The 21,830-nt window shown below is 53.2% G+C and carries 23 protein-coding genes; 16 read left to right on the plus strand and 7 right to left on the minus strand.

Features of this window, described 5'->3' with window-relative positions; genetic code table 11:
* Positions 1-8 precede the first annotated feature (8 nt).
* Genes WC980_04825 through WC980_04835 form a run of 3 tightly spaced genes read left to right on the plus strand, consistent with a single transcriptional unit; the run spans position 9 to position 1,649 of the window.
* The gene (locus WC980_04825; GenBank protein ID MFA5794374.1) at positions 9-872 is read left to right on the plus strand and encodes a polysaccharide deacetylase family protein; all 864 of its coding nucleotides are present in this window, start codon (positions 9-11) and stop codon (positions 870-872) included.
* 36 nt (positions 873-908) lie between these two features.
* Positions 909-1,229, plus strand: coding sequence for a hypothetical protein (locus WC980_04830; protein MFA5794375.1), 321 nt, complete (start codon positions 909-911; stop codon positions 1,227-1,229).
* Between the two features lie 21 nt (positions 1,230-1,250).
* A complete protein-coding gene (locus WC980_04835) occupies positions 1,251-1,649 on the plus strand; it encodes a thioesterase family protein (GenBank protein MFA5794376.1) in 399 nt (132 codons plus the stop codon).
* Between the two features lie 22 nt (positions 1,650-1,671).
* Here the strand turns inward: WC980_04835 and WC980_04840 are convergent, their stop codons facing one another.
* Positions 1,672-2,631, minus strand: coding sequence for a hypothetical protein (locus WC980_04840; GenBank protein MFA5794377.1), 960 nt, complete (start codon positions 2,629-2,631; stop codon positions 1,672-1,674).
* Between the two features lie 177 nt (positions 2,632-2,808).
* Between WC980_04840 and tdh the strand changes: the two genes are divergently transcribed.
* Both tdh and WC980_04850 read left to right on the plus strand, forming a co-directional pair.
* Entirely contained in the window at positions 2,809-3,852 is a 1,044-nt protein-coding gene (gene tdh, locus WC980_04845) for an L-threonine 3-dehydrogenase (protein ID MFA5794378.1), read from the plus strand.
* A gap of 14 nt (positions 3,853-3,866) precedes the next feature.
* A complete protein-coding gene (locus WC980_04850) occupies positions 3,867-5,063 on the plus strand; it encodes a glycine C-acetyltransferase (GenBank protein ID MFA5794379.1) in 1,197 nt (398 codons plus the stop codon).
* Between the two features lie 967 nt (positions 5,064-6,030).
* On the opposite strand, the gene rsmA is transcribed toward WC980_04850, so the two are convergent.
* The 5 genes from rsmA to WC980_04875 all read right to left on the minus strand — a co-directional run bounded on the left by rsmA (position 6,031) and on the right by WC980_04875 (position 10,735).
* On the minus strand, positions 6,031-6,933 hold the full coding sequence (gene rsmA, locus WC980_04855; protein MFA5794380.1) for a 16S rRNA (adenine(1518)-N(6)/adenine(1519)-N(6))-dimethyltransferase RsmA: 903 nt from the start codon (positions 6,931-6,933) through the stop codon (positions 6,031-6,033).
* Between the two features lie 67 nt (positions 6,934-7,000).
* Entirely contained in the window at positions 7,001-7,708 is a 708-nt protein-coding gene (locus tag WC980_04860; GenBank protein ID MFA5794381.1) for a HEAT repeat domain-containing protein, read from the minus strand.
* A 78-nt stretch (positions 7,709-7,786) separates the two neighbouring features.
* On the minus strand, positions 7,787-8,200 hold the full coding sequence (locus WC980_04865) for a prepilin-type N-terminal cleavage/methylation domain-containing protein (protein ID MFA5794382.1): 414 nt from the start codon (positions 8,198-8,200) through the stop codon (positions 7,787-7,789).
* Positions 8,197-9,237 (minus strand): type II secretion system protein, encoded by a 1,041-nt coding sequence (locus tag WC980_04870; GenBank protein ID MFA5794383.1) that lies wholly within the window; start codon positions 9,235-9,237, stop codon positions 8,197-8,199. Before WC980_04870 ends, WC980_04865 begins: the two co-directional genes overlap by 4 nt.
* A gap of 28 nt (positions 9,238-9,265) precedes the next feature.
* Positions 9,266-10,735, minus strand: a complete 1,470-nt coding sequence (locus WC980_04875; GenBank protein MFA5794384.1) for a hypothetical protein — start codon at positions 10,733-10,735, stop codon at positions 9,266-9,268.
* A 184-nt stretch (positions 10,736-10,919) separates the two neighbouring features.
* Between WC980_04875 and WC980_04880 the strand changes: the two genes are divergently transcribed.
* The 8 genes from WC980_04880 to mtnA all read left to right on the plus strand — a co-directional run bounded on the left by WC980_04880 (position 10,920) and on the right by mtnA (position 17,757).
* Complete coding sequence (locus WC980_04880) at positions 10,920-11,183, plus strand: hypothetical protein (protein MFA5794385.1); 264 nt, start codon at positions 10,920-10,922, stop codon at positions 11,181-11,183.
* 27 nt (positions 11,184-11,210) lie between these two features.
* Positions 11,211-11,789, plus strand: a complete 579-nt coding sequence (locus WC980_04885; GenBank protein MFA5794386.1) for a DUF4416 family protein — start codon at positions 11,211-11,213, stop codon at positions 11,787-11,789.
* 49 nt (positions 11,790-11,838) lie between these two features.
* A complete protein-coding gene (speB, locus tag WC980_04890) occupies positions 11,839-12,711 on the plus strand; it encodes an agmatinase (GenBank protein ID MFA5794387.1) in 873 nt (290 codons plus the stop codon).
* Positions 12,712-12,784: 73 nt separating this feature from the next.
* On the plus strand, positions 12,785-14,092 hold the full coding sequence (hflX, locus tag WC980_04895; GenBank protein MFA5794388.1) for a GTPase HflX: 1,308 nt from the start codon (positions 12,785-12,787) through the stop codon (positions 14,090-14,092).
* Between the two features lie 20 nt (positions 14,093-14,112).
* A complete protein-coding gene (pyrF, locus tag WC980_04900) occupies positions 14,113-15,012 on the plus strand; it encodes an orotidine-5'-phosphate decarboxylase (GenBank protein ID MFA5794389.1) in 900 nt (299 codons plus the stop codon).
* A 4-nt stretch (positions 15,013-15,016) separates the two neighbouring features.
* The gene (locus WC980_04905; protein MFA5794390.1) at positions 15,017-16,153 is read left to right on the plus strand and encodes an MraY family glycosyltransferase; all 1,137 of its coding nucleotides are present in this window, start codon (positions 15,017-15,019) and stop codon (positions 16,151-16,153) included.
* 212 nt (positions 16,154-16,365) lie between these two features.
* Positions 16,366-16,656 (plus strand): 30S ribosomal protein S16, encoded by a 291-nt coding sequence (gene rpsP, locus WC980_04910; protein ID MFA5794391.1) that lies wholly within the window; start codon positions 16,366-16,368, stop codon positions 16,654-16,656.
* Positions 16,657-16,716: 60 nt separating this feature from the next.
* Positions 16,717-17,757, plus strand: a complete 1,041-nt coding sequence (gene mtnA / locus WC980_04915; GenBank protein MFA5794392.1) for an S-methyl-5-thioribose-1-phosphate isomerase — start codon at positions 16,717-16,719, stop codon at positions 17,755-17,757.
* 141 nt (positions 17,758-17,898) lie between these two features.
* Here mtnA and larE read toward each other — a convergent pair whose 3' ends face one another.
* Positions 17,899-19,113, minus strand: a complete 1,215-nt coding sequence (larE, locus tag WC980_04920) for an ATP-dependent sacrificial sulfur transferase LarE (GenBank protein MFA5794393.1) — start codon at positions 19,111-19,113, stop codon at positions 17,899-17,901.
* Positions 19,114-19,454: 341 nt separating this feature from the next.
* On the opposite strand from larE, the gene WC980_04925 reads away from it, so the two are divergent.
* The 3 genes from WC980_04925 (at position 19,455) to WC980_04935 (ending at position 21,645) form a co-directional block, all read left to right on the plus strand.
* Positions 19,455-20,513, plus strand: coding sequence for a kelch repeat-containing protein (locus WC980_04925; protein ID MFA5794394.1), 1,059 nt, complete (start codon positions 19,455-19,457; stop codon positions 20,511-20,513).
* 68 nt (positions 20,514-20,581) lie between these two features.
* Positions 20,582-20,713, plus strand: coding sequence for a hypothetical protein (locus WC980_04930; GenBank protein ID MFA5794395.1), 132 nt, complete (start codon positions 20,582-20,584; stop codon positions 20,711-20,713).
* 35 nt (positions 20,714-20,748) lie between these two features.
* Positions 20,749-21,645, plus strand: coding sequence for a hypothetical protein (locus WC980_04935; GenBank protein MFA5794396.1), 897 nt, complete (start codon positions 20,749-20,751; stop codon positions 21,643-21,645).
* The last annotated feature ends 185 nt before the right edge of the window (positions 21,646-21,830 follow it).

A 21,830-nucleotide genomic window follows, 5' to 3' on the forward strand; every position in this document is an offset into this window, starting at 1 on the left:
CAGTTCAAATGAAAAAAATAGCGCTGTCGCTTGTTATCTTTGTTTTTATCGCCGCCGCTTTGGGCGGATTATACGTCAGCTCGTCGAATAAAGAACTTCGGACCCAGGATGAATTGCTATCCCGCATCAATGCCGTGCCGGACATCACCGCTGAAAAACAATTACCGCTGTTCTGCCAACTGCCGGCCAACGGCAACGGCGGTGAAATAAGCGAAGTCGTTTTTACCATCGATGACGGTCCTTACCGCAATATCAACGGCACCACTACCGAGCATACCGAAATAATCCTTGATGTCCTGAAGCGCGAGAAAACACCGGCTACCTTTTTCCTGCTGGGCTGGCAGCTAGATACCAAAAAGGTTTCCACCGGCATAACTTACCAATGCTATTGCAAATGGGTCAGGCGCATGTTCGAAGAAGGCCATATTGTCGGCGTCCACGACTATAATCACACGCAATACTTTAAGCAGAACCGGGACCAGCTGACCGATTCGTTTATTTATACCCGGAAACGGATAAAAGATGTCTCCGGGTACGACGCCTCGTCCTACGTGCGCAGTCCGGGCGGTTCCATCAGCCCCGAGGTTGCCGCTTACCTCAAGGAAAATAATTACAAGCACGTGTTCTGGCACATCAACCCGGAACCGCGGCCGAACCTGAAGCCTTCGGAGATATTCAATAACATTGTCTCGGACCTCGACAATGGCAAGCGGGGCATAATCCTCATGCACGACCGGACCGCCTCAGCCTATATAGCCGATTTGATAAAATACCTTAAAGAACACCGGATAAAAGTGGTCTCGCTGGCCGAATGGGAGGCTAAAAACGGGTTGCCTGACACGATTATGACGCCCCAGCGCGAGAAGTTTTAAACAGCGTTTGTTTATAAAACTGACAGGAGAGCGAATATGATAACGTTTGAAGAGTTTAAGAAACTGGAACTGCGCACCGGCAAGATTATTTCCGTGGAAAACCACCCCAACGCCGACAAACTTTATCTTATTAAGATAGACATCGGCGGCGAGATAAAACAGAGCTGCGCCGGGCTAAAGCCTTACCTGACTCCGGAGCAACTGCTCAATAAAACGGTGGCGGTAGTGACCAACCTTGAGCCGGTAATACTCCGCGGAATAGAAAGCCAGGCTATGATTCTGGCCGCTTCGACCGGAACCGAGGTCGTCCCGCTGGTGCCGGACAAGCTTGTCCCGCCCGGCTGTCGGATATCATAAAAAACAAGGCTGGCTTATAATATGAAAACCGAGATACAGATTTACTACGAGGACACCGACTGCGGCGGCGTGGTCTATTACGCCAACTACCTCAGGTTCTACGAACGCGCCCGGACCGATTACCTGGCCGCGCTGGGCCTGCATCCCAAGGAGCTGATGTCCCGCGGAGTGATGTTTGCCGTGGTTACCGCCCAGGCCTCCTACCTGAAACCGGCCCGCTATGGCGATACCATCGTCATCGAATCGTTCATCACCGAAGTGTCCAAAGCCAGCTTTGTTTTCGGCTATAAGGTCTGCAATAAAGAGACCGGCGAATTGATTAATCAGGGCTCGACCAAGATAGTCGCCGTGGAGAAGAATATGAAGGTTTGGAAACTGGAACCCTGGTTTATGAAAAAGATATCCGCCGTCCCGAAGTAAGCCCGCTTTTTCCGGCAGACGTCTATTTGAATTCCACCGCCACCTTGACCTCGCCGACGCATTCCACCGGGCCGATCGAACCGTAAGTGCCGGTGCAGGGCTGTTGCCCCTTCATGGTCAGCGGTCCTTTGCATTCGACCTTGATGAACTTGCCCTTCTTGAGGTTAAAAGTCGCCGTGCCGCTCATGGCCGCGCTCAGCTCCAGCCCGCTGTCGTTGCCCTTGAAGTTGACGCTGATGTCTATGATGGCGCACTCATCGGAAACGCCTTTGGGCTTCTTGACCTCCTTGAGCGTGCAGCTCATCTTGCCCTGGGTCAGCTTGCAATTAATGCCGATTTCCCGGCATCCGTGATGAAGCGGCCTGACCCGCGGATTGGCAAAGTTGAATATCCGCTCGGCCGCCCGGCCGTCCACATCCCACTTATCACCTATTTTTACCTCGCTTGACGGCGGTAAAATCAGCCTGAAGTTATTCTCATCTATGGACATGGTCTGTTTGATTTCATCGGTGATGCCGCCGTCCGCCTTCTTGGGGTCCTTGCTGGCCGAGGCGTCTTTCAGCGCGATGTCGTTCATATTGTCTATCATCAACACCTTGCCGTTGAATATGTCCGTCTTGCCCTCGGTGGATGTCTTGGACAGAAGAACCTTTGACGACTTGTAATTGCGCTCAATCTTGACGATTTCCATGGTGTCGGAATCTATCTCCACCAGCTTCTGTTCCGTCTCCCGCTCCATCCGCGAATACATGGGCGTAGCCGGGTGGCTGCCCATAGAAGGAAACTTGGCCGTAGCCGTGGCCTCGAATTTGTAGATAATCTTTTCCTTATCGCCGCCCTTTACCGGCGCCGGCTTGAGCGCGAATGTCTTGTTCGGGTCGTCCGCCGCCGAAACCAGCCCCGCTTTCATCAAGCCGACTATGCCCAGCAGGATCAGGCTGGAAATAAGCACCGACAGGATAATCAAAAAAGGTTTTTTCATAAGGCGACTCCTTTTACATACAAGCAAGAATAGATACGCCTTATACGCCGGGCATTCAAAAAGTCAAGAAATTTAATATCGGCAATAAAACAGGTATGTTCTGTTTTGGTTGACAGGATGGGCAAAGGTGGTAAAAAGAAAATATTACTATTATTCATTCCTAGAATAGGAGTTGTTATGGCAAAGATGAAAGCTATCATAAAACCCAAGGCCGCTCCGGGCGCTGAGCTGGTCGACGTCGACATTCCCAAAATCGGACCGACCGACCTGCTGGTCAAGGTCAAGGCCACCTCCATCTGCGGCACCGACGCGCATATCTATAACTGGGACGCCTGGTCGCAGAGCCGTATTAAGCCGCCCCTCATTATGGGCCACGAGTTCGCCGGCGAGGTGGTCGAAATCGGCCCGATGGTCCGCGGCTTCGCCAAGGGCGACTTTATCTCGGCCGAAAGCCATATCCCCTGCGGATATTGCTACCAGTGCCGGAACGACCAACAGCACATCTGCTCCAACCTTAAAATCCTGGGCGTGGACATCAACGGCTGCTTCGCGGAATACGTGGCGCTGCCGTCGGTTTGCGCCTGGAAGAACGACAAATCGTTGCCGCCCGAAATCGCATCCATCCAGGAACCCCTGGGCAACGCGGTTTATGCCACCCTGTGCGAAGACGTGGCCGGGCAGACCACCGCCGTATTCGGCTGCGGCCCGGCCGGAATGCTCACGGTCGGCGTGGCTAATGCCGGCGGCGCGGCCAAAATCATCCATATCATCCGCAACGATTTCCTCAAGGACCTTTCCAAAAAGATGGGCTCGACCATGATTATCGCCTGGGACGACCCCAAATTGGTGGATAAGATAATGAAAGCCACCGACGGCGTCGGCGTCGACGTGGTCCTGGAAATGTCCGGCAGTCCCGAGGCCATGAACCAGGGCCTGGAAATCGTCCGCAAGGGCGGGCGCTATACGGCCTTCGGCCTGGCGCCGGAGCAAACCGTCAGCATCAGGATGAACGACCTGATATTCAAGGGCGCCCGGATTATCGCCATCAACGGCCGCCAGATGTTCCGGACCTGGTACCAGATGGCCGGACTGCTCAATTCCGGACGGCTTAACCCGGCCCCGGTCATAACCCATAAATTCAAGATGTCCGAATTCAAGGAAGCATTCGCCCTGATTAAACCGGTCGACAGGAAATCTTCCAAAGTGGTATTATTCCCGTAAAAGAAGGAGCGTATATGCCAGGACTGGATTTTCTGAAGGTGGAATTGGATGAGCTTAAAAAGCAGGGACTGTACCAGCCCCTGCGTGTATTGGGCAGCGAGCAATTGCCCACCAGCATTGTCAACGGCAAAAAGGTCGTCAACCTGTCGTCGAACAATTACCTCGGGCTGGCCACCCATCCCAAGATGAAGGAAGCCATGATTGAGGCCACCAAGAAATGGGGCGCCGGCGCCGGCGCCGTCCGGCCCATCATCGGCACTATGGACATCCACCTGCAACTGGAAAAGAAACTGGCCGAGTTCAAGCATATGGAATCATCGCTGGTCTTCGTGGCCGGCATCGCCGCCAACCGCGGGTGCATCCAGTCGGTGCTTTCCAGTAAAATCAAGGGCGAAGACGAAAAGTTCGTGGTCATCAGCGACGAGCTCAACCACGCCAGCATCATAGACGGCGTCCGGCTGAGCAAAGCCCAGCGCAAGGTCTATAAGCACAAGGATATGGCCGAGCTGGAAAAAGTGCTCAAGGAATCGCAGGGCGCGCCCCGGATAATGATCATCACCGACGGCGTATTCAGCATGGACGGCGACATCGCGCCCCTGCCGGAAATCGCCAAGCTGGCCAAGCAGTATGGCGCCTTTACCATGGTCGACGACGCGCACGGCGAAGGCGTCCTCGGCCGCAACGGACGCGGCACCATCGACCATTTCGGCCTCCAGGGCCAGTGGGACATCGATATGGGCACGCTCTCCAAGGCCATGGGCTGCCTGGGCGGCTATATCGCCGGCACCAAAAACCTGACCGATTACCTGATACAAAGCGCCCGCCCGTTCCTGTTCACCACGGCCCATCCGCCGGGCGTGGCCGCCGCCTGCATCGCCGCCATAGACGTGATGGAAAGCGAACCCTGGCGCCACGAAAAACTCTGGAGCAACAGCAAGTTCTTCAAAGCCGAGCTGAGCAAGCTGGGCTTCAACATAGGCAATTCCGAGACACCCATAACCCCGATAATGATAGGCGACGAAGTGCTGACCGAAAAGTTCAGCCAGCGGCTGTTCGAAGAAGGCGTCTTCGGGCTGAGGATAATATTCCCGATGGTGGCCAAGGGCAAAGCGCGCATCCGGACCATCGTCACGGCCACCCATACCGAAGAAGAACTGCGCTTCGCGCTGGAAAAGATGAAAAAGGTCGGGCAGGAGTTAAGGATAATTTAGTGCCAGTAGGAGTGAAACGACGTAGAGCTACTGCCTCCCTTTAGGGACTGGCACTTATCCAGTGCAAATCACAATTGTAGTAATATTTGTACTGGAGGTGGAGTTTATCCCGGGCACTCCCCGCAGCGCAGCGGAGTGGGATTAGTGCCAGCCAATAGGAGCCTGTCTGCTGCAGACAGGCAAAGTGAGTTAGAGGGTCTTACCTAGTGCAAAAAATAGGCTTAATGATATTTACACTGGTTAGGGCCGTTTCGAGCACATCGAGTTACTACCCCTTATCCAGAGAGCGATAACTTCCCTTTGGAGGCTATTCCGTCGGGCTGAAAGGCTTCTTTGTCCTTTCACTATATAGGGAGGTATTCTGGAGTTTCGGAATTTCATAAAATACGATTTTTGATACAAGTGCAAATATAGTATGCGGTTAGGTAAAATTTCACGAGTCGCCAAAATTGCAAGTTTCGGAATGGCATAGGGTGGCTATGGTAGTGGGGGGTGGGGGGTATGGTAGGCAAATAACCCGGTCGAGTATGGGGAATAACCCCTGTAGGCGCTGGATATAACCCCATTATCCGAAGGTGTTATACCCGCTGGATAATCCTGATAACCCCTTGGGAGGCAAGAATAATACCTCAGATGAAAGGGTCATATACCCCCTGAGTAATCGGATAACACTCCTTCAGCCAAAGCATTAACCCCTTTGACCCGGCCTATTACCCTCTCCGGGCAAGAGGAATACCGTTATTGGGTAAGAGGAATATACCCGTTATGGAATCGTAGGTAAATAAGCGGAAGGGTATTCAAGAGTATTCATAAGTCGTTGGTAATGGCTAAAACCTGACAGCGATTAATCATCCGGAATGGAAGACCGCTGACGCCGGCCATCGGCGCCAGGATCAACCGAGACAGTATTTCGATATTACTAATTTTTAGCATGCGTTATAAGTTACAAAATTTTAGTGTTACAGAGTTATAAAGTTATAGAACGGCATAGGTCAAGATATCCGGACAAGGGGATGTCCTGCGGCCGGGTCTCGCCGTTAATACCGGCTTGGGACAGCATCTTTTCTATGTCTTCTTTTCCCGCTACAGCGGGATGGCGCACTGCGTTCACAACCCAACCGTCCACTACGGCGCTTTGTTTCAGGGCCGACCGGACCGTCTTGCGGCGGTAATTGAATACGGCTGAGCTCAGTTTTTTTAGCCCGTGATACAAGGCCGCGTCAACGCCGTCTTTGGGGACGATGGAAATCATGGCCGACTGGACCTTGGGTTTGGGGTAAAATACCTCCGGCGGCACCTTGCGCTCTATCTTGATGTCAGCCAGATACTGCGCCCGGACCGAGACCGAGCCGTATTGGGCCGTGCCGACCGATGCCACCAGCCGCTCGGCTACCTCCCACTGGACCATTACCAGCATTGATTTTATTTTCAGCCCGCCGTCGGCCAGGCGCGATTCGAGCAGTGTCATTATTATGGGCACGGCTGTTTTGTAGGGCAGGTTGGATACTATTTTGTAGCCGGCGCCGGAGTCCAGTTGCCGGATGACCTGGGCATTTATCCCGGTGCGCGGTTTGTCCAGGATGTCGTCATTGATGAACCGGACGTTGGTCCGCCCGGACAGGGATTCCTGGGCCAGGCTGACCAGTTTCTGGTCTATTTCGACGGCCGTTACCGAGCGCGCCTGTTGGGAGAGCAGTCCGGTCAGTATGCCCGGGCCGGAGCCGATTTCGATGACGTCGTCTAAGCCGGATATGCCGGCGGTGCGGATGATGTAGTCGAAGAAGTTGGGGTCTATCAGGAAGTTCTGGCCCAACCGGCGCGTGACGAAGATGTTCTTCTTGAGGAGCAGTTGTATCAGGGCTGATTTCATAGTATTAAACCACTGAGAGCACCGAGAATTTTACCACGAAAGCACGAAATAATCAAAACACGAAGAACTATTTATTTTCTTCCGGCACTTCCACGCCCAGCTCCTTCAGCGCCGCCCGGGCACCAGAACCATAAATAGGGTTATTTGCCCAAGATTTAATCCTTGGGATAAATTCTTTAGGCACTAGATTTTTTGCACCAACTTCCACCAAAGCAATTGCGGCAAAATCACCAGCAGTACCGTTATCCTTTAATAGCTTAATTAGAACCGGGATCTCTTCTTTTGCCTTAAACTTGCCTAAGGCAAAAGCTGCGAATGTTTTTTTGCTTGTGTATTTGATGTCAATACTGCTGGTAAATTTCGGGATAGACTCCCTGGCATCTAATTTAATAAGAGCTTCTGTTGTTACTCGATCTAATTCTGGATTGCTGGGGATGCCGATTCTTTCTATCAAATATGGGATAGCCTCCTTAGCATTAAGTTCACTTAATGATAATGTAGCAGCATAACGCACATGAGGCCATTTGTGATTTATCAATTTGATCAAGGCGGGAATAGCTGGCTTTCCAATACTGGCAAACTCTTTAGCATATTCGGGAAAATCAGGATTGCCCCAATACTCTTCGCAGAAATGGTGGGAGGGATTATAATTTTCCAGACGAATAATTAACTGGTTGATTTGGTTATTCTGAATGTCAGTATGCACAAGCAATAATGAAGCCCCGAGCAGGATTAGTCCGGTCAGAACAACACAGATTTTCACAAATAAATTCATAATATCACCTTATTTAACCACTGAGACACTGAGACACCGAGAATATGTATTATTTATTTTTAGCCACTGACTACACAATTAAAAAGGCGTTTTGGCCCGGGGTTTCAGGAGCAGCTGGAACTCTTCTTCGCCGTCTCGGCCGTCGTTCTTCTTTATCCAGAGTATTACCAGGATGGTCTTGTCGGGCAGGTCGTTTATTTCCTGGAATATTAGGTCGTATTTGTATATGGCCGGGAAGGCGGGATGAACCTGGTTGGACAGGTCTTCCGGCCTCAGGTCTTCTTTGTTGGTGAGCTCGGTGAAGATGGTCTGGGCCATCTGGCTGACGGTGATGTCGTTGATGCTCCGGCGGTATGAACGGGCGCCGGCTCCGAAAAGCCCGAAGACGCTAGCCAGGCCGATGGACAGTATCATCAGGCTGACCAGGATTTCCAGCAGGGTGAATCCTTTGCGGGTTCCCGGGCGCGGCGATGTTTTATTGTTAGGCGTCATTTTATTATGAAGTTTACCTTGAACGATTCGCCGTAGATTACCTCGGCGCCTTTGTTATGGCTGGCCGGCGTGCTGCCCTTGAGCCCGCGCTGGTCTACCTTAATAGTGAAATTGGTTTTCTTGGAGAAGGACATCCATTCGTTATCTATCTTGATATAACCCGGCGGCCCGACCAGCGGCCGGGTCTGGCTGAGCTTGATTTCGTTATCGGAAGCGCTGACATTGGAGAATAAGGTCACCTTGCCCGCGCCGGACGGACGGACAATCACCTCCAATTCAATGGTGCAGGGCAGAGTCTGGGTGATGACCGTCTGGGTATCGGCCTGGGGCTGGCGGGTGCCGGCCCGGAGGAGTTCGAAGGCATCGCCCTGTCGCGAATCCCACTCGGCCAGCCGGGTTTCCTGCCCGAACAGGACCGGAGGCATCAGTTGCAGGCCCAGGTAGGCGACGCCGTCGAAGGTGCGTTTTTCGGTGGCGGCGTTCAAGAGCGGCGACAGGTCCTGGGGCGCGCCCATGCCGGCCTGCCAGAAATTAGCGGCCGCCCCTTTGGTAATGACGGCCCGGATGAGGTTATTTGCGTCGGCGCCGTCCCCGATGCCGTAGCAGAGCCGTTTGATGTTACGGTTGAGCTGGTAGCTCAGCGAGGTGGTGCCGTTTACCAGCGCCGTATCGCTGTCCAGACAGGTGAGATAGAGCGCCTGGTTATTGGTCGCGGCGTTGGGCTGGCAGCAGAAATTGGGTTCGGGGTAATAGACGTAATCCGGGAAATCATCCTGGCGGAAATCGTTCTTGACGATGACCTTGTTCTCCTTTTCGGCGAATACCGAGGCCAGGTCTTTCTGGACTTGGTCCAGTACCATCTGCGCCCGGACCGCGGCGTCGCCCTTGCCTTCGCTGTCCTGCCAGATGCCCAGGCCGGAGGTCAACAGCATTGCCAGAAGGGTGACGATAAAGGCGAATATGCCCATAGCCACCAGGATTTCGACCAGCGTGAATCCGGCGGCGGGTGAATAGCGGTTTGGTCTCATAGTTGCCATAAATAAAATCGGCCCGGTCAATGACTGATTATTTTTTCTCCGTCTCCGGAGCTTTCTTTTTCTTGGACGGGTCCAGCCGTTTTACCTTTTTCAGGGGTTCTTTGGTGGTGTCTTTCCAGACCGTTCCGGTGAACGCTTCGAGCAGTTCCTGGGGAACGCCTTCGACTATTAGAACATCCTGCTCTTGCCGTTCAAGGAAAATAAAGCTGTCTTTGCCGGCCTCTTTCCAGGTTCGTAATGTCGGCTCTTTCTTGAGGCTTTCCAGCCCCTTATATTTGCGGTTTATGAGCTTGTTGTAGGCGATGAAGAAATCCTTGGCGTCGCGGACGGTGTCCCAGTTGGTGAACCAGGCCAGTAAAAGCTGCCCGGAGGCCTTATTTTCCCAGACCGCGAATTCGTCTCCGCCCCAGCCTTCGGCAATCCTTTCCGTTTTTAGGGTGGGCAGGAACTGGCGCAGGAGCAGTTCGACGTTGAACTCGCCCATGACGTTCTGGAGCTGGAGCGGCCATTTATCCGGCGGCAGGACGTCCTTTAATTCGGGCAGGCCGACGGTTATGGGGTAATCGCGGCTTTCGGTCAGGTATTTTTCCGGATGGATGATTTGCTCGGTGGACGAAGGCAGGTCGGAATATACTTTGTCGATGCCGGCCCAGCCCTCGCGGCGCTTGATGAACTTTACGAACTCCAGGCCCTTGACATACGGGAAAAGCAGCCCTTGTTTTATGTAAGGCGGCGCCTGGTCCAGAACGGTTTCGTTGGCGCCGGCCGGGGCTTCTTCGCCCTGATCGGAGACATCGGGGAAGAGCAGCAGGTTGAGCCCGCCTTGGCGGAAAAGATAGTCATACATCATAAAGGTGGCTTCGCCTTCGACCAGGGCCTTTACGGCCGAGGCCAGGTCGTCGTTTTCTATCGAATCCATCGGCATGGTCAGCAGGTCGAAATGCTGGTCCTGCAGGGCGTGGGTCATTTCGTGCACGACCGTCAGCCGTTCCCAGGGCACGCCGAAGATCTCTTTTTGGGTCTCGACCTTTGTTTCCGACCCGGGCGAAATGGTGTAAAGCTCTTTGGCTTCGGCGTCGTAATAACCGGCTATTTGCTCTGTGTAAAGGTCGGCCATGAATTTGTCCAGGTTTATGTCCGGCGGCACCAGCCCGAACTTGACCAGGGCTTTCTTTATCTTGGCCGTTTCTTCCGGATTGGCGGATTTCTCGAAGTCTTCCACCATCTTGCGTTTCAGCGCGTCGCGGTTCTTGCTGTCGACCGCCACCGAGGTTTTGAATTCCAGGTCCCTTAGCCGGCTGATGGTGAATTGCAGGTTGCGTAGGTTTTCGGGCGACAGTTCGCCGGTAGACGGGGATGATTTCTTGACTTCCGGTGGAGTATTCGGGCCGTTAGGCGCGCCGGAATCGCCGGCCGGTTCGGCCCAGCCGGCCAGGAAAGCCGCGCCGCCGATAACAGCCAGAATGGCCCAAAAGCTGACGAGTCGTTTTAACCGCATAAAGCGATATTATAGTATGCAGCCCGATTCTTACAAGAAAAACCGGCGCTGACCGGGATGTTTGAGCCGCGGCCGTTTAATCCGCCAGATTATTAAAGTTTTATAAAATAGCGGCCGATACATATAATGGGCATCGAGAGTGCCCAGAGAGTATCACAGTTTAGGGGGTTAAAGGAGGGGGTGTATGCGTATAGAAGAAGACTCGCCGGAATTGAACCCTAAATCACAGGATTACAACCCACAACAACCGCCTAACCATAAATCCGGTTGCCGCAAGACTAACCGCTCTGAGGCCAAAAGGTTCTTAAAGCCGCTTTTAAGCCTGACCGGCATCAGGTATGATAAGGTCATGCGCATAAAAGCCCTAGTTGAAAGCGGCCGGTACGAGACCGAAGATAGAATCCGGCGCACCGCGGAGCATCTGGCTGATTTCATGGCAGAGAAGTAATTTAGTTGCGCGGGTTTAAATAATCAAATGGGTGAAATCCTTACACAGCCTCCGGTAAAGCTTTTTGCCGGACTCATCTCCGGATATCCGCAGCTTTTAAGCAAGGCCGAATCGGCGCTGGCCAGTGAGTTCGGTCCGATAGAGCTGAGAAGCGACCCGATGGTCTTCGATTTCACCGATTATTACGACAAGGAGATGGGCCCCAACCTGAAGCGCGTATTTCTTTCATTCCAGAAGCCGGTGATGCCGGACGAAATCGCCCGGATAAAACTGCTTACCAACCGGATGGAAAAAGAATTGGCCGGACAGTTGTCGGGTAAGTCCGCAGACAATCCCGCACTTATGCGGGGAGAAACCGTGACCCGCCCGATAAACATCGACCCGGGCTACCTGGACCGGAGCAAGATGATTCTGGTGACGACCAAAGACTATAACCACAGGATTTACCTTAAAGACGGCATCTACGCCGAGGTTACTTTGCAATACAAGGCCAAGGAAGGATTCCAGCCGTTTCCCTGGGCCTATCCGGATTACCGGACGAAACCATACCTTGACTTCTTCAACAAAGCCCGGACCATTTACGCCAAGCAAGTCAGCCAATCATAGCCGGCCTAAAATGGTTGACAATTAATCCGCCCGGGATAAAATCACATTTATGAAACAGGTGAATTTTCTGGGCGTGCCGGCGGCGGCTCTTAAAGATGCGCGGTTCGTAGTCTTGCCGCTGCCTTACGAGCAAACGACATCTTACGGCAAAGGCACGGCTCGTGGGCCCAAGGCGATACTGGACGCCTCTGCCCAGGTCGAGCGCTACGACGAAGAGCTGGACAAGGAAACCTTCCGCCGGAACGGCATCATAACCATTCATTCGAAGCAGTTGAATTTTCTCTCCGGGCCGGAAAAGTTTATCCCGGCGCTGTCCGCATACGCCGACAACCTGGTCAGCCGGCTTTCCCGACGCCAGATAGTTATCGGCTTGGGCGGCGAGCACAGCGTCACCTATCCGCTGGTCAAGGCGTACCGCCGATTATATCCGGAGCTCTCGGTATTGCACTTTGACGCCCATTCCGACCTGCGCGACGAATACGACGGTTCCCAATACAGCCACGCCTGCGTTATGCGCCGTATTCTCGGGCTGAAACCTACATCAATAGTCCAGGTTGGCATCAGGAGCCTGACACCGGAATGCAACGGACTGATGAAACGCCGGCCGTTGACCACTTTCAAAGCTCACAGCGAATGCCGGAAGCCGAACCTGCCGGCCCGGGTGCTCAAGGCGTTGAAATCCAAGGATGTCTTTATCACCATTGATCTAGACGCTTTTGACCCGTCGGTCATTCCCGGCGTAGGCACGCCCGAACCGGGCGGCCTGGGATGGTATCAGGTGCTGGATATATTGCGGTTGGTCTGCCGGCACAAGAATGTCGTTGGGCTTGACGTGGTCGAGCTGATGCCGCTCAAGGGCCAGACCGTTTCCGAATTTACCGCCGCGAAGCTAATCTACCGACTGATGGGTTACCTTGGCTAGAGTCCCGCATTTCCCCTAAAACAGACATAAAAGTCTTGATAACATCCGCTTTTATCATATAATCAGCCCCACTATGGAACGCTCATTTTTAACGGTTCACAAGCTTCAGGTATTATTGGTCGGGCTTGACCGTGACGGCGCGCCGGCCAATATGGAAGAACTGGAACGGCTGGCCGATACGGACGGCGCGGTAGTTATAGAAAAAGTCACCCAGCGGCGTGAACGGCCGGACCCGGCGTATTACATCGGCCGCGGCAAGGCCCAGGAAATCGCCGACCTAATCCGCGATTATAAAGATACCGATAAATATATCGACGCGGTTATATTTGACAGCGACCTTTCGCCGGCCCACCAGCGCAACCTGGAAGAAGTGTTCAACCCGGACAAACCCAGAAGTGAAATCGAAGGCGTCAAGGTCATCGACCGGACCGAGCTGATACTGGACATTTTCGCCACCCACGCCCGGACCAAGCAGGCCAAGTTCCAGGTCGAGCTGGCCCAGCTGGAATATAATCTGCCGAGATTGAAACATCTCTGGAGCCATTTTTCCAAGCTGGCCGGCCGGGTGATGATAGGCCGCGGTCCCGGCGAGAAACAGTTGGAACTGGACCGGCGGATGGCCCGAAACCGGATTGTCCATTTCAAGCGCGAACTCAAGGATATCCAGGACCGGCGCCGGCAGGAAGCGTCTTCCAGGGCGGAAAGTTTTAATGTCTGCCTGATTGGATACACCAATGCCGGGAAATCCACATTGATGAATAAACTCACCAACACCGATGTATTGGTCGAGGATAAATTATTTTCCACCCTGGACACCAAGACCCACGTCTGGAAGCTCAAGAGCGGGCAGAAGATACTTCTTTCGGATACGGTTGGGTTTATCCATAAACTGCCGCACCACCTGGTGGCGTCGTTCTACGCCACGCTGGAAGAGGTATCGACGGCCGACCTGCTTCTGCACGTTGTTGACAGCAGTTCGGTTGAGGCCTCAAAGCATATCGAGGCGGTCCATCAGGTTCTAAAGGATTTGAAATGCGCCGACAAGAAGACCATGGTCTTGCTCAATAAAGTCGACCGGGCCGACCCAATGGAGATGGCCATCATCCAGAAGCAGACCGGCGGCATAGCCATTTCCGCGCTGCGCGGCACAGGATTGGAAGTTCTTGACGCCGAAATGGAAAAGGTTATATCTGAACACCAGCGCGAATGGAATTTCCGGATACCCATAGGCAACGGCAAAGCCATGGCTTACCTGGCGGCTCGGGGGAAAATAACCAAGCAATCGGTGACCAATAAATACATGAAAATCCGGGTGCGTCTGGGACAGCGCGACGCCTACAAGGCTATCGGCATGGGCGCAACGGAGATAAAACCGAAATAGTAAATTCAGGACGCTATCATATGAATAATTTCGCGGACAGATTGATTGACTCAATCCGGGCAAAAGGCAACGCCATCTGCGTCGGGTTGGACCCGCGGCTGGACTTGATGCCGCAGGAAATAACCGGGCGCCACGAAAATCTCAAGTCCCGCCCGAACGAATACGCGGCCAGGGTCATAATAGATTTTAACAAAGCCGTTATCGATGCGGTGGCCGACACCGCCGTGGCGGTCAAGCCCCAGGTGGCTTTCTACGAGCAATACGGCGTGCCGGGCATAAGCGCCTTTTACGAAACCATGGCTTACGCCGCCGGCAAAGGCCTGATAGTCATTGCCGACGTCAAGCGCGGCGATATCGCCTCGACCGCCGAGGCCTACGCCCTGGCCTATTTTAAGAATTCAGCGGCTGACGCCGTGACGGTCAATCCCTATATGGGTAGCGACAGCGTCCAGCCGTTTGCCAAGGTGGCCAAAGAAACCGGCAAAGGCATCTTCGTCCTGGTCAAGACTTCTAACCCTGGCTCCAAAGATTTCCAGGACCGAATCATCAATTCGGACGGCAAGGACAGACGCCTTTATGAGCTGGTCGGCGCCGAGGTGGTTAAATGGGGCAAGGAGCTGGTCGGCCAGTCCGGTTACAGCTCGGTTTGCGCCGTGGTCGGCGCCACATTCCCCGAAGAAGCGGCCGTGCTCCGGAAACAGATGCCCAACGCCATTTTCCTGGTGCCCGGTTACGGCGCTCAGGGCGCGACGGCCAAAGACCTCAAAGGATATTTCAATAATGACGGACTGGGCGCCATTGTCAACGCCAGCCGGAGCATCATCTTTGCTTATAAAGAACCCGGGGCCGCCGACTGGCAGGCCCGGATAAAAGAAGCCGTTCGGCTGATGAAAACAGATTTGGAAACCACCCAGAAATAAAACAATGAATATAGTAGTTTTGCTGACGTGCGTTACGGCGTTTGTAATTACCCTGGGACTGGTGCCGCTGGTCCGCAAGATATCCGCGACTATCGGGTTCGTGGATGAGCCGGGCGAGCGCAAGGTCCACAAAACGCCGATAGCGCTGGGCGGCGGTATCGCCCTGTTCCTGGGTATTCTTCTAACGCTTATGCTGGCTGTTGCCAGTGCTTATTATTTGGATAAACGCGGACCGTCCGTTCCGGGCGATAAATCTCTGCTTGGCTGGCTGCCTTCGGAAATTTACAACTACCTGCCCGGTGTTTTCAAGATGCTGCCGCTCTTGTCCAAGATATTCCTAGCCGGCACGGCTATGTTCTTCCTGGGCCTTTATGACGATATGAAAGCCCTACCTGCCCGGACCAAGCTGATATTCCAGATTATCATTCTGACCTTTCTGGTGGCTGACGGGCTGACGTTCTCACTCTTTATGGATAAGTACGGTATGGCCGGCCGGATACTTTCCGGCGCCATAACCGTCGGTTGGCTGGTGGTTGTCACCAACTCTTTCAACCTGCTTGACCATATGGACGGCCTGAGCGGCGGCATCTCGGCCATCGTGGCCGCCATTTTCCTGGTCGTGGCGCTTCAGACTGGGCAGGACTTTATCGCCTCGTTCCTGGCTGCTATAGCCGGAGCCTGTATTGCATTTCTGATATTCAACTTCCACCCGGCCCGGATATTCATGGGCGACGCCGGTAGCCTGTTCATCGGTTACCTCATTGCCGTGCTGACCGTGCTGTTCACCTTTTATAAAGAATCATATCAGCTCTATTCCATTTTTACTCCGCTGCTGGTCGTAGCCATCCCGGTCTTTGACACTATGGCTGTAATAGTAATTCGGTTGAAGAATAAAAAGCCCATATTCAAAGGCGATATGAACCACTTTGCCCACCGACTGGTGGCATTGGGCATGAGTGTACCCCAATCCGTGCTGGTCATCTACTTCCTGACATTCTGCACCGGCCTTTCGGCCGTTCTGCTTTACCACATCAGACCGGACAGCGGATATATCGGTCCAGTGATAATCTTCGCCCAGGTGGTTCTACTGCTCCTGATAATCACCTTCCTGGAATATACCGGCCGGACCAAAAAAAATTGACATACTCGTAAAAACCAGAGCTCTAAGTCACCAAATTCTTGACCTTTAAGGGCGGTTAGTATATCTTTATTCCTCGTTATTATACGGATTGAACGAATCAAACAAGGTTCTAGCCCCGCACCGGTAGAAATGATTGGTGCGGGATAAGACCCAGTAAAGTTACATCCCGATTATATCGGTCTGTAACTAACTGGTTCTAAAAGGAGATTAAAATGGCAGTAAGAATCAGACTCACAAGGGCGGGACGCAAGAATACGCCGTTTTTCCGGATTGCCGTGTTCGACGGCCGGACCCGGCGCGATGGTGTTTACCTGGAACGATTGGGTCATTATACGCCCACAGCCAAGGACGAGGACAAGAAAATCGTCATCAATAAGGAACGCTTGGAACATTGGATGAAGCACGGCGCCAAGCCGAGCGAGGCTTTAACGGCCATCTTCCGCAAGACTGGCATCATCGCCAAAAAGGCGGCCAAGCCGGCGGCCAAGAAGAAAACCAAGTAGACGTTAGCGTTTCCTGCCAGCCCGCGAGGGGCGGGCGATACTGCGTTTAAGGCATTATATATGTTCTCCCTCCAATGGGTCGGCAGTCAGACCAAGGGTTATCTAAAAATCATAGACCAGACCAAACTGCCCGCTAAACTGACCTATGTCAAATGCCGGACACTTCTCCAGATAATTAAAGCCATCAAGACTCTGCAGGTGCGCGGCGCGCCGGCCATCGGAGTAACGGCCGGATTCGGCGCCTTCATCGCCGCGCGCAGTATCAAGGCGAATTCATTCCGGCAATTCTATCAGCTCTATAACTCTTTAACTAAACAACTTGTGTCCAGCCGGCCGACCGCGGTCAACCTTAAGTGGGCCGTGGACCGGATTAACCGTCTGGTTTTGTTTAATAGGAATAGACCTCTAGATTGGCTCAAGGCCGCCATTTTTGCCGAGGCTATGCGCATATTCCGTGAAGACCTGGCCACCTGCGACGCCATCGGCCGTAACGGCGTCCGGTTGATAAAGAATAATATGTCCGTGCTGACCCACTGCAATACCGGATTCCTGGCCACGGCCGGGGCCGGCACGGCGCTATCCGTTCTTTATCGGGCCAAGAAATTGGGTAAACGATTCAAAGTATACGCCGATGAGACCCGCCCGCTCCTTCAGGGCGCCAGATTGACTACCTGGGAGCTGAAGCAGAAACATATAGACGTGACCCTGCTCTGTGACGATATGGCCGGCAGCCTGATGTCGTCCGGCAATGTGGATTTAGTTATTGTTGGAGCAGACCGGATTGCCGCCAATGGTGATACGGCCAACAAAATCGGAACCTACCAGCTGGCTGTGCTGGCCCGGTATCACCGCGTACCGTTTTACGTGGCCGCGCCTATGTCGACCTTCGACTTCAAGCTCAAGAGCGGCCGGCAGATTCCTATCGAGTTTCGACGCCCCGAAGAGGTTACCCATATGAGCGGACGGCCCATCGCTCCGGCCGGCATCAAGGCTTATAACCCCGCCTTTGACGTCACTCCGGCCAAGCTGATTACCGGCTGGATAACGGAAAAGGGAATAATTTTGCCACAGAGACTCAGAGAACACAGAGAAGATCGATAATTCTTGATGAACTTTGTCACGCGGGATCTAAGTGCCTTCGTGGTTATTTTCCCCCTAAAATGCTTGAACCCCCGAGTTGGGCTCGGGGGTTCAATTCCGCCTAAGGCGGTTTGCAAAAGCCATTAAAGGCTTGTATATGTTTTAGAACAGGCTCATCAGGAAGTTCTTTATCTTGTTAAACAGCCCGCGTTGCTTGAGCCGGGCGATTTCCTTGCTGTCTACCCAGCGGCCTTGGCAGACGGTGCAGGCGAAGGCTTCGATGTGAGGCGATTCCAGCGACTTTATCTTTATCAGGTTGGTGGCGCAGGTCGGGCAAATCAGCGTCGTTTTGCCTGTCATGCTTGACGGCGCGCCGGCCGGTAGTTCGAAATCTATCTTACTGCCCAGAGCCTTGCTCAGTTCGTTGATGCCGAACCAGACCCCGCCGCAATTGGAGCATTGCTCGTAACGGACGCCCTTGTCGGATTTCCTGTCCAGGTGCTGTTCGGAGCACGCCGGGCAATCGCAGGATTCGGTAGTTCTTTCCAGGGTCGTTGCGCTCAGACCTGTTTCTATATCCTTGTTCATACTTCCACTCCTATACCCCTCTAAATCTAATGTAACGTAGTTATATCCGAGCGCAGATAGTTCGGCGATAATCTTGTCTTTGAGTCCTATAGCCAGCCCGATTTGTTCGGGCGCCACCTCGATGCGGGCCATGCTGCCGTGCGAGCGCACCCGCAATTCCTTAAAGCCGAGCGACCTGATGAAGTCTTCCGCCTTTTCCACCCGCCTGAGTTTGGATTCGGTTATGGCCTCGCCATAAGGAATCCGCGAAGCCAGGCAGGCATAAGCAGGTTTATCCCATGTCGGGATACCCAGTTTCTGGGAAAGCTGTCTCACCTCCTCCTTCGTCAGCCCTGCTTGGGCAATCGGCGACTTGACATCCAGTTCGCAAGCGGCCCGGCGCCCGGGCCGATAATCGGCTCCGTCGCTTACCGTCGAACCATCCGCCACATAGCGGATGTTCTCTTTATCGGCTATGGCTTTTAGCTTCTTGAATAATTCGCTCTTGCACCAGTAGCAACGGTCCGGCGGATTGGCCGAGAACTCCGGTTGGTGCAGTTCATCGGTCCGGATGACGATGTGCCTGATGCCGAATTGTTTGGCCAGTGTCACGGCCTCGTCACGCTCGCTCTTGGTATAGGTTTCCGAAACGGCCGTCACGGCCATGGCCCGGTCGCCCAGCGCCTGTTGGGCGGCATAGGCCAGGAAAGTGCTGTCCACCCCGCCCGAAAAGGCGACCACCACGCCATCATAAGAGCGCAGGATTTCCAGGAGCTTCTGGTATTTGGATTCTATAATATCTTCCGGCATGAGGGTAATGTATCTAAACTCTGTCTATCGTCAAGAATTAGTGCCAGTAGGAGTGAAATGACGTAGAGCTACTGCCTCCCTTTAGGGACTGGCACTTATCCAGTGCAAATGACAATTGTAGTAATATTTGCACTGGAGGCTACGCACTCCCCGAAACCCCGCCCAAAGGCGGGACAGCATAGCATCCTGCAAGGATAAACTGTGCGAGCGGAACATCCGGAATTGTTTTAAGGGTTTGGGGTTTATGGAGTTTTTAGAGTTGGATTAATTAAACTCTCTAAACTCTTTAGACACACCGGAATTTCACTTGACATCTTTTATTTCTATGCTATTCTGCGCTTATGTTTCTGCGCATCAGCATCGTTCTGACCGCCTTTTTATTGGCTGGCTGTTACGTGCCGGTTGACGACAGCCATCTGTTTCAAGCACAACCGAAAAGTAATCAACCTTCAGTGCCGAACGCGCCGCCGGCCAGGATATTCCAATCCGCGGTTTGGGACGGCGAAAAGTTCATCCTCTTCGGGGGCGACCCCAACCCGGCGGACGGGCTCAGGAACTTCTACAACGACCTGTGGTGGTATTACCCCAAGTCAGATACCTGGGTGAGAAAAATAGCCCAGTCATCAACCGGCTCGCCCAGCGCCCGGAAAAACCATACCATGGTCTGGGACGGACAGCGGGTCATCATGTTCGGCGGCTGGGATGGTACTGCTTACAAGAATGACTTGTGGTGGTACGACCCGGAAACTAATACCTGGACCCAGAAACTTACCCAAGACCAAACCGGTTCGCCCACCGGACGATTCGACCATTCCATGGTCTGGGCCTATGGACAGGCTATTATGTTTGCCGGCTGGGACTCGACCGAGCGGAACGTCAACGACCTCTGGAGTTACGACCCGGATAGCAATAAATGGACGCAAAAGGTTGCCAAAGACCAGCCCGGCTCGCCTCCACCCCGGCGGCTGCACGACATGGCTTGGATCGGCGACCGAATCATAATGTTTGGTGGTTACACCGACACCGACCTCAACGACCTGTGGCATTATAACCCGGACAGCAATAAATGGGTCCAGAAGGTTGCCGACGGCCAGGCCGGGGTTCCGGCCCGACGCCGATGTTACTCTCTTACCTGGGACGGCAGCCGGATTATTTTATTCGGAGGCTATAATACCGGCGTGCTCGGCGACTTGTGGTGGTATAATCCGGACAGCAACGCTTGGGTTAATAAAATCAACGGGATAGACGGCGAAGTATTGCCCAAACGGCACGGGCACAGCATGGGCTGGACCGGCCGGGCGGCGGTTATGATTGCCGGAGCCGACCAGAGCCTGAGAAACGACGTTTGGTCCTATGACCCGGCCACCAACAGTTGGACTAGATACAGTATAGGGAAATAGCTATGAACCTCTTCCTGATTAGTGACACTTCGAGTATAACAAATTAGTGGCACTGGGAAAGAACAATTATGAATATATTCTTAAAGCTGAGTATCTGCCTGACCGGACTGGTTCTGCTCGGTATTGGTGTCTACGGCGTTATTATTATTGATAATACCCTCGAAACTAATAGCGAGGAAACAACCAACGATCATTTATAACCTGGCCCGAGATAACATTCCTGGACGCGCCCCCTGTGGAAAAGGGCTTTATCGCGGCCTTGGGCGCCAATGTCTCCGATATTGCCCGTATTCAGGGTGAAATATACAGCCCGCTCCTGAAGGAAAAGCGCTTCGTGGATATCGGCGAAGGCGTCAAACCCCCAGCCTATTTCGTCCCCTCAAAATTAAGTGATGCACCGGAATTCCTGAGGTCGCTGGAATATTTCAGCCCGGTCACTACGACCAGAAAAACCAGATACCAAACCGTTTTAAAGTTCACTTTCAAAGACGGTTCGTCCAAAAAGTTATACTTTACGCCGGACGGTTTTATCAGTGCCGACCGGAAAAACGTATGTTATTCGCCCGGCTACGCTTTATTAGAATTGGATATGGAAACCGTGCCCTATCACCCCATGACCAACTATTGGAAACCGGAATGGTCTAAAATCAAGATGGCCACGCCCGATGCCTTTTTCCCTTACATCCTGAGGGAATGTAAGGAGTCATTGGATCCGTTATTCCCGATTTTTGCGGTGCGTCAAGCCTTTAAGGGTCCCGGCAAAGGAAGCTGGGAATACATAAGACGCCTGAAGGATAAAATAATGGCCAAAATCCGGAATGAGGAATACAAGCACGACTTATCCTATTTGGTCCATGTTCTGGGCCAACTAAAAGCACGAGATGAAATATTAAAGCTCATTGCCGAATCAGACTACCACGACTGTTGTTTTGAACCGGCGCTGATGGAAGAACTGGCCAACTGCGGCAAACCGGAAGACATCCCCGTCCTGATAAACCAGATAGGCAAAGAGGGCGAAGGCGGCAGGGAGGCCGCCAACAAGGCCCTATGCAAGCTAACCGGCCAGAAAGCCAGCTGGACTAAAACCCAATGGCAAGAATGGTACGACAAGAATAATGGTAAGGGAAAATAGTTATGAACCTCATCCTAAAAATCAGTATTTGCCTGACCGAGGCCGAACGCAAGCAATACCAGTACGAGGCGTAATACGGGGTACCCCCCACCCCCTCCGGGGAGGACCCCCCTAGGGGTATATCCCCCCCGGGGTCTTTAGATGTCCGGGATGTCAAATCTGTTATTCCCGTACAGTAAGACTTT

The organism is Candidatus Brocadiia bacterium (assembly GCA_041658285.1).
Lineage (GTDB): Bacteria > Planctomycetota > MHYJ01 > JACQXL01 > JACQXL01 > JBBAAP01.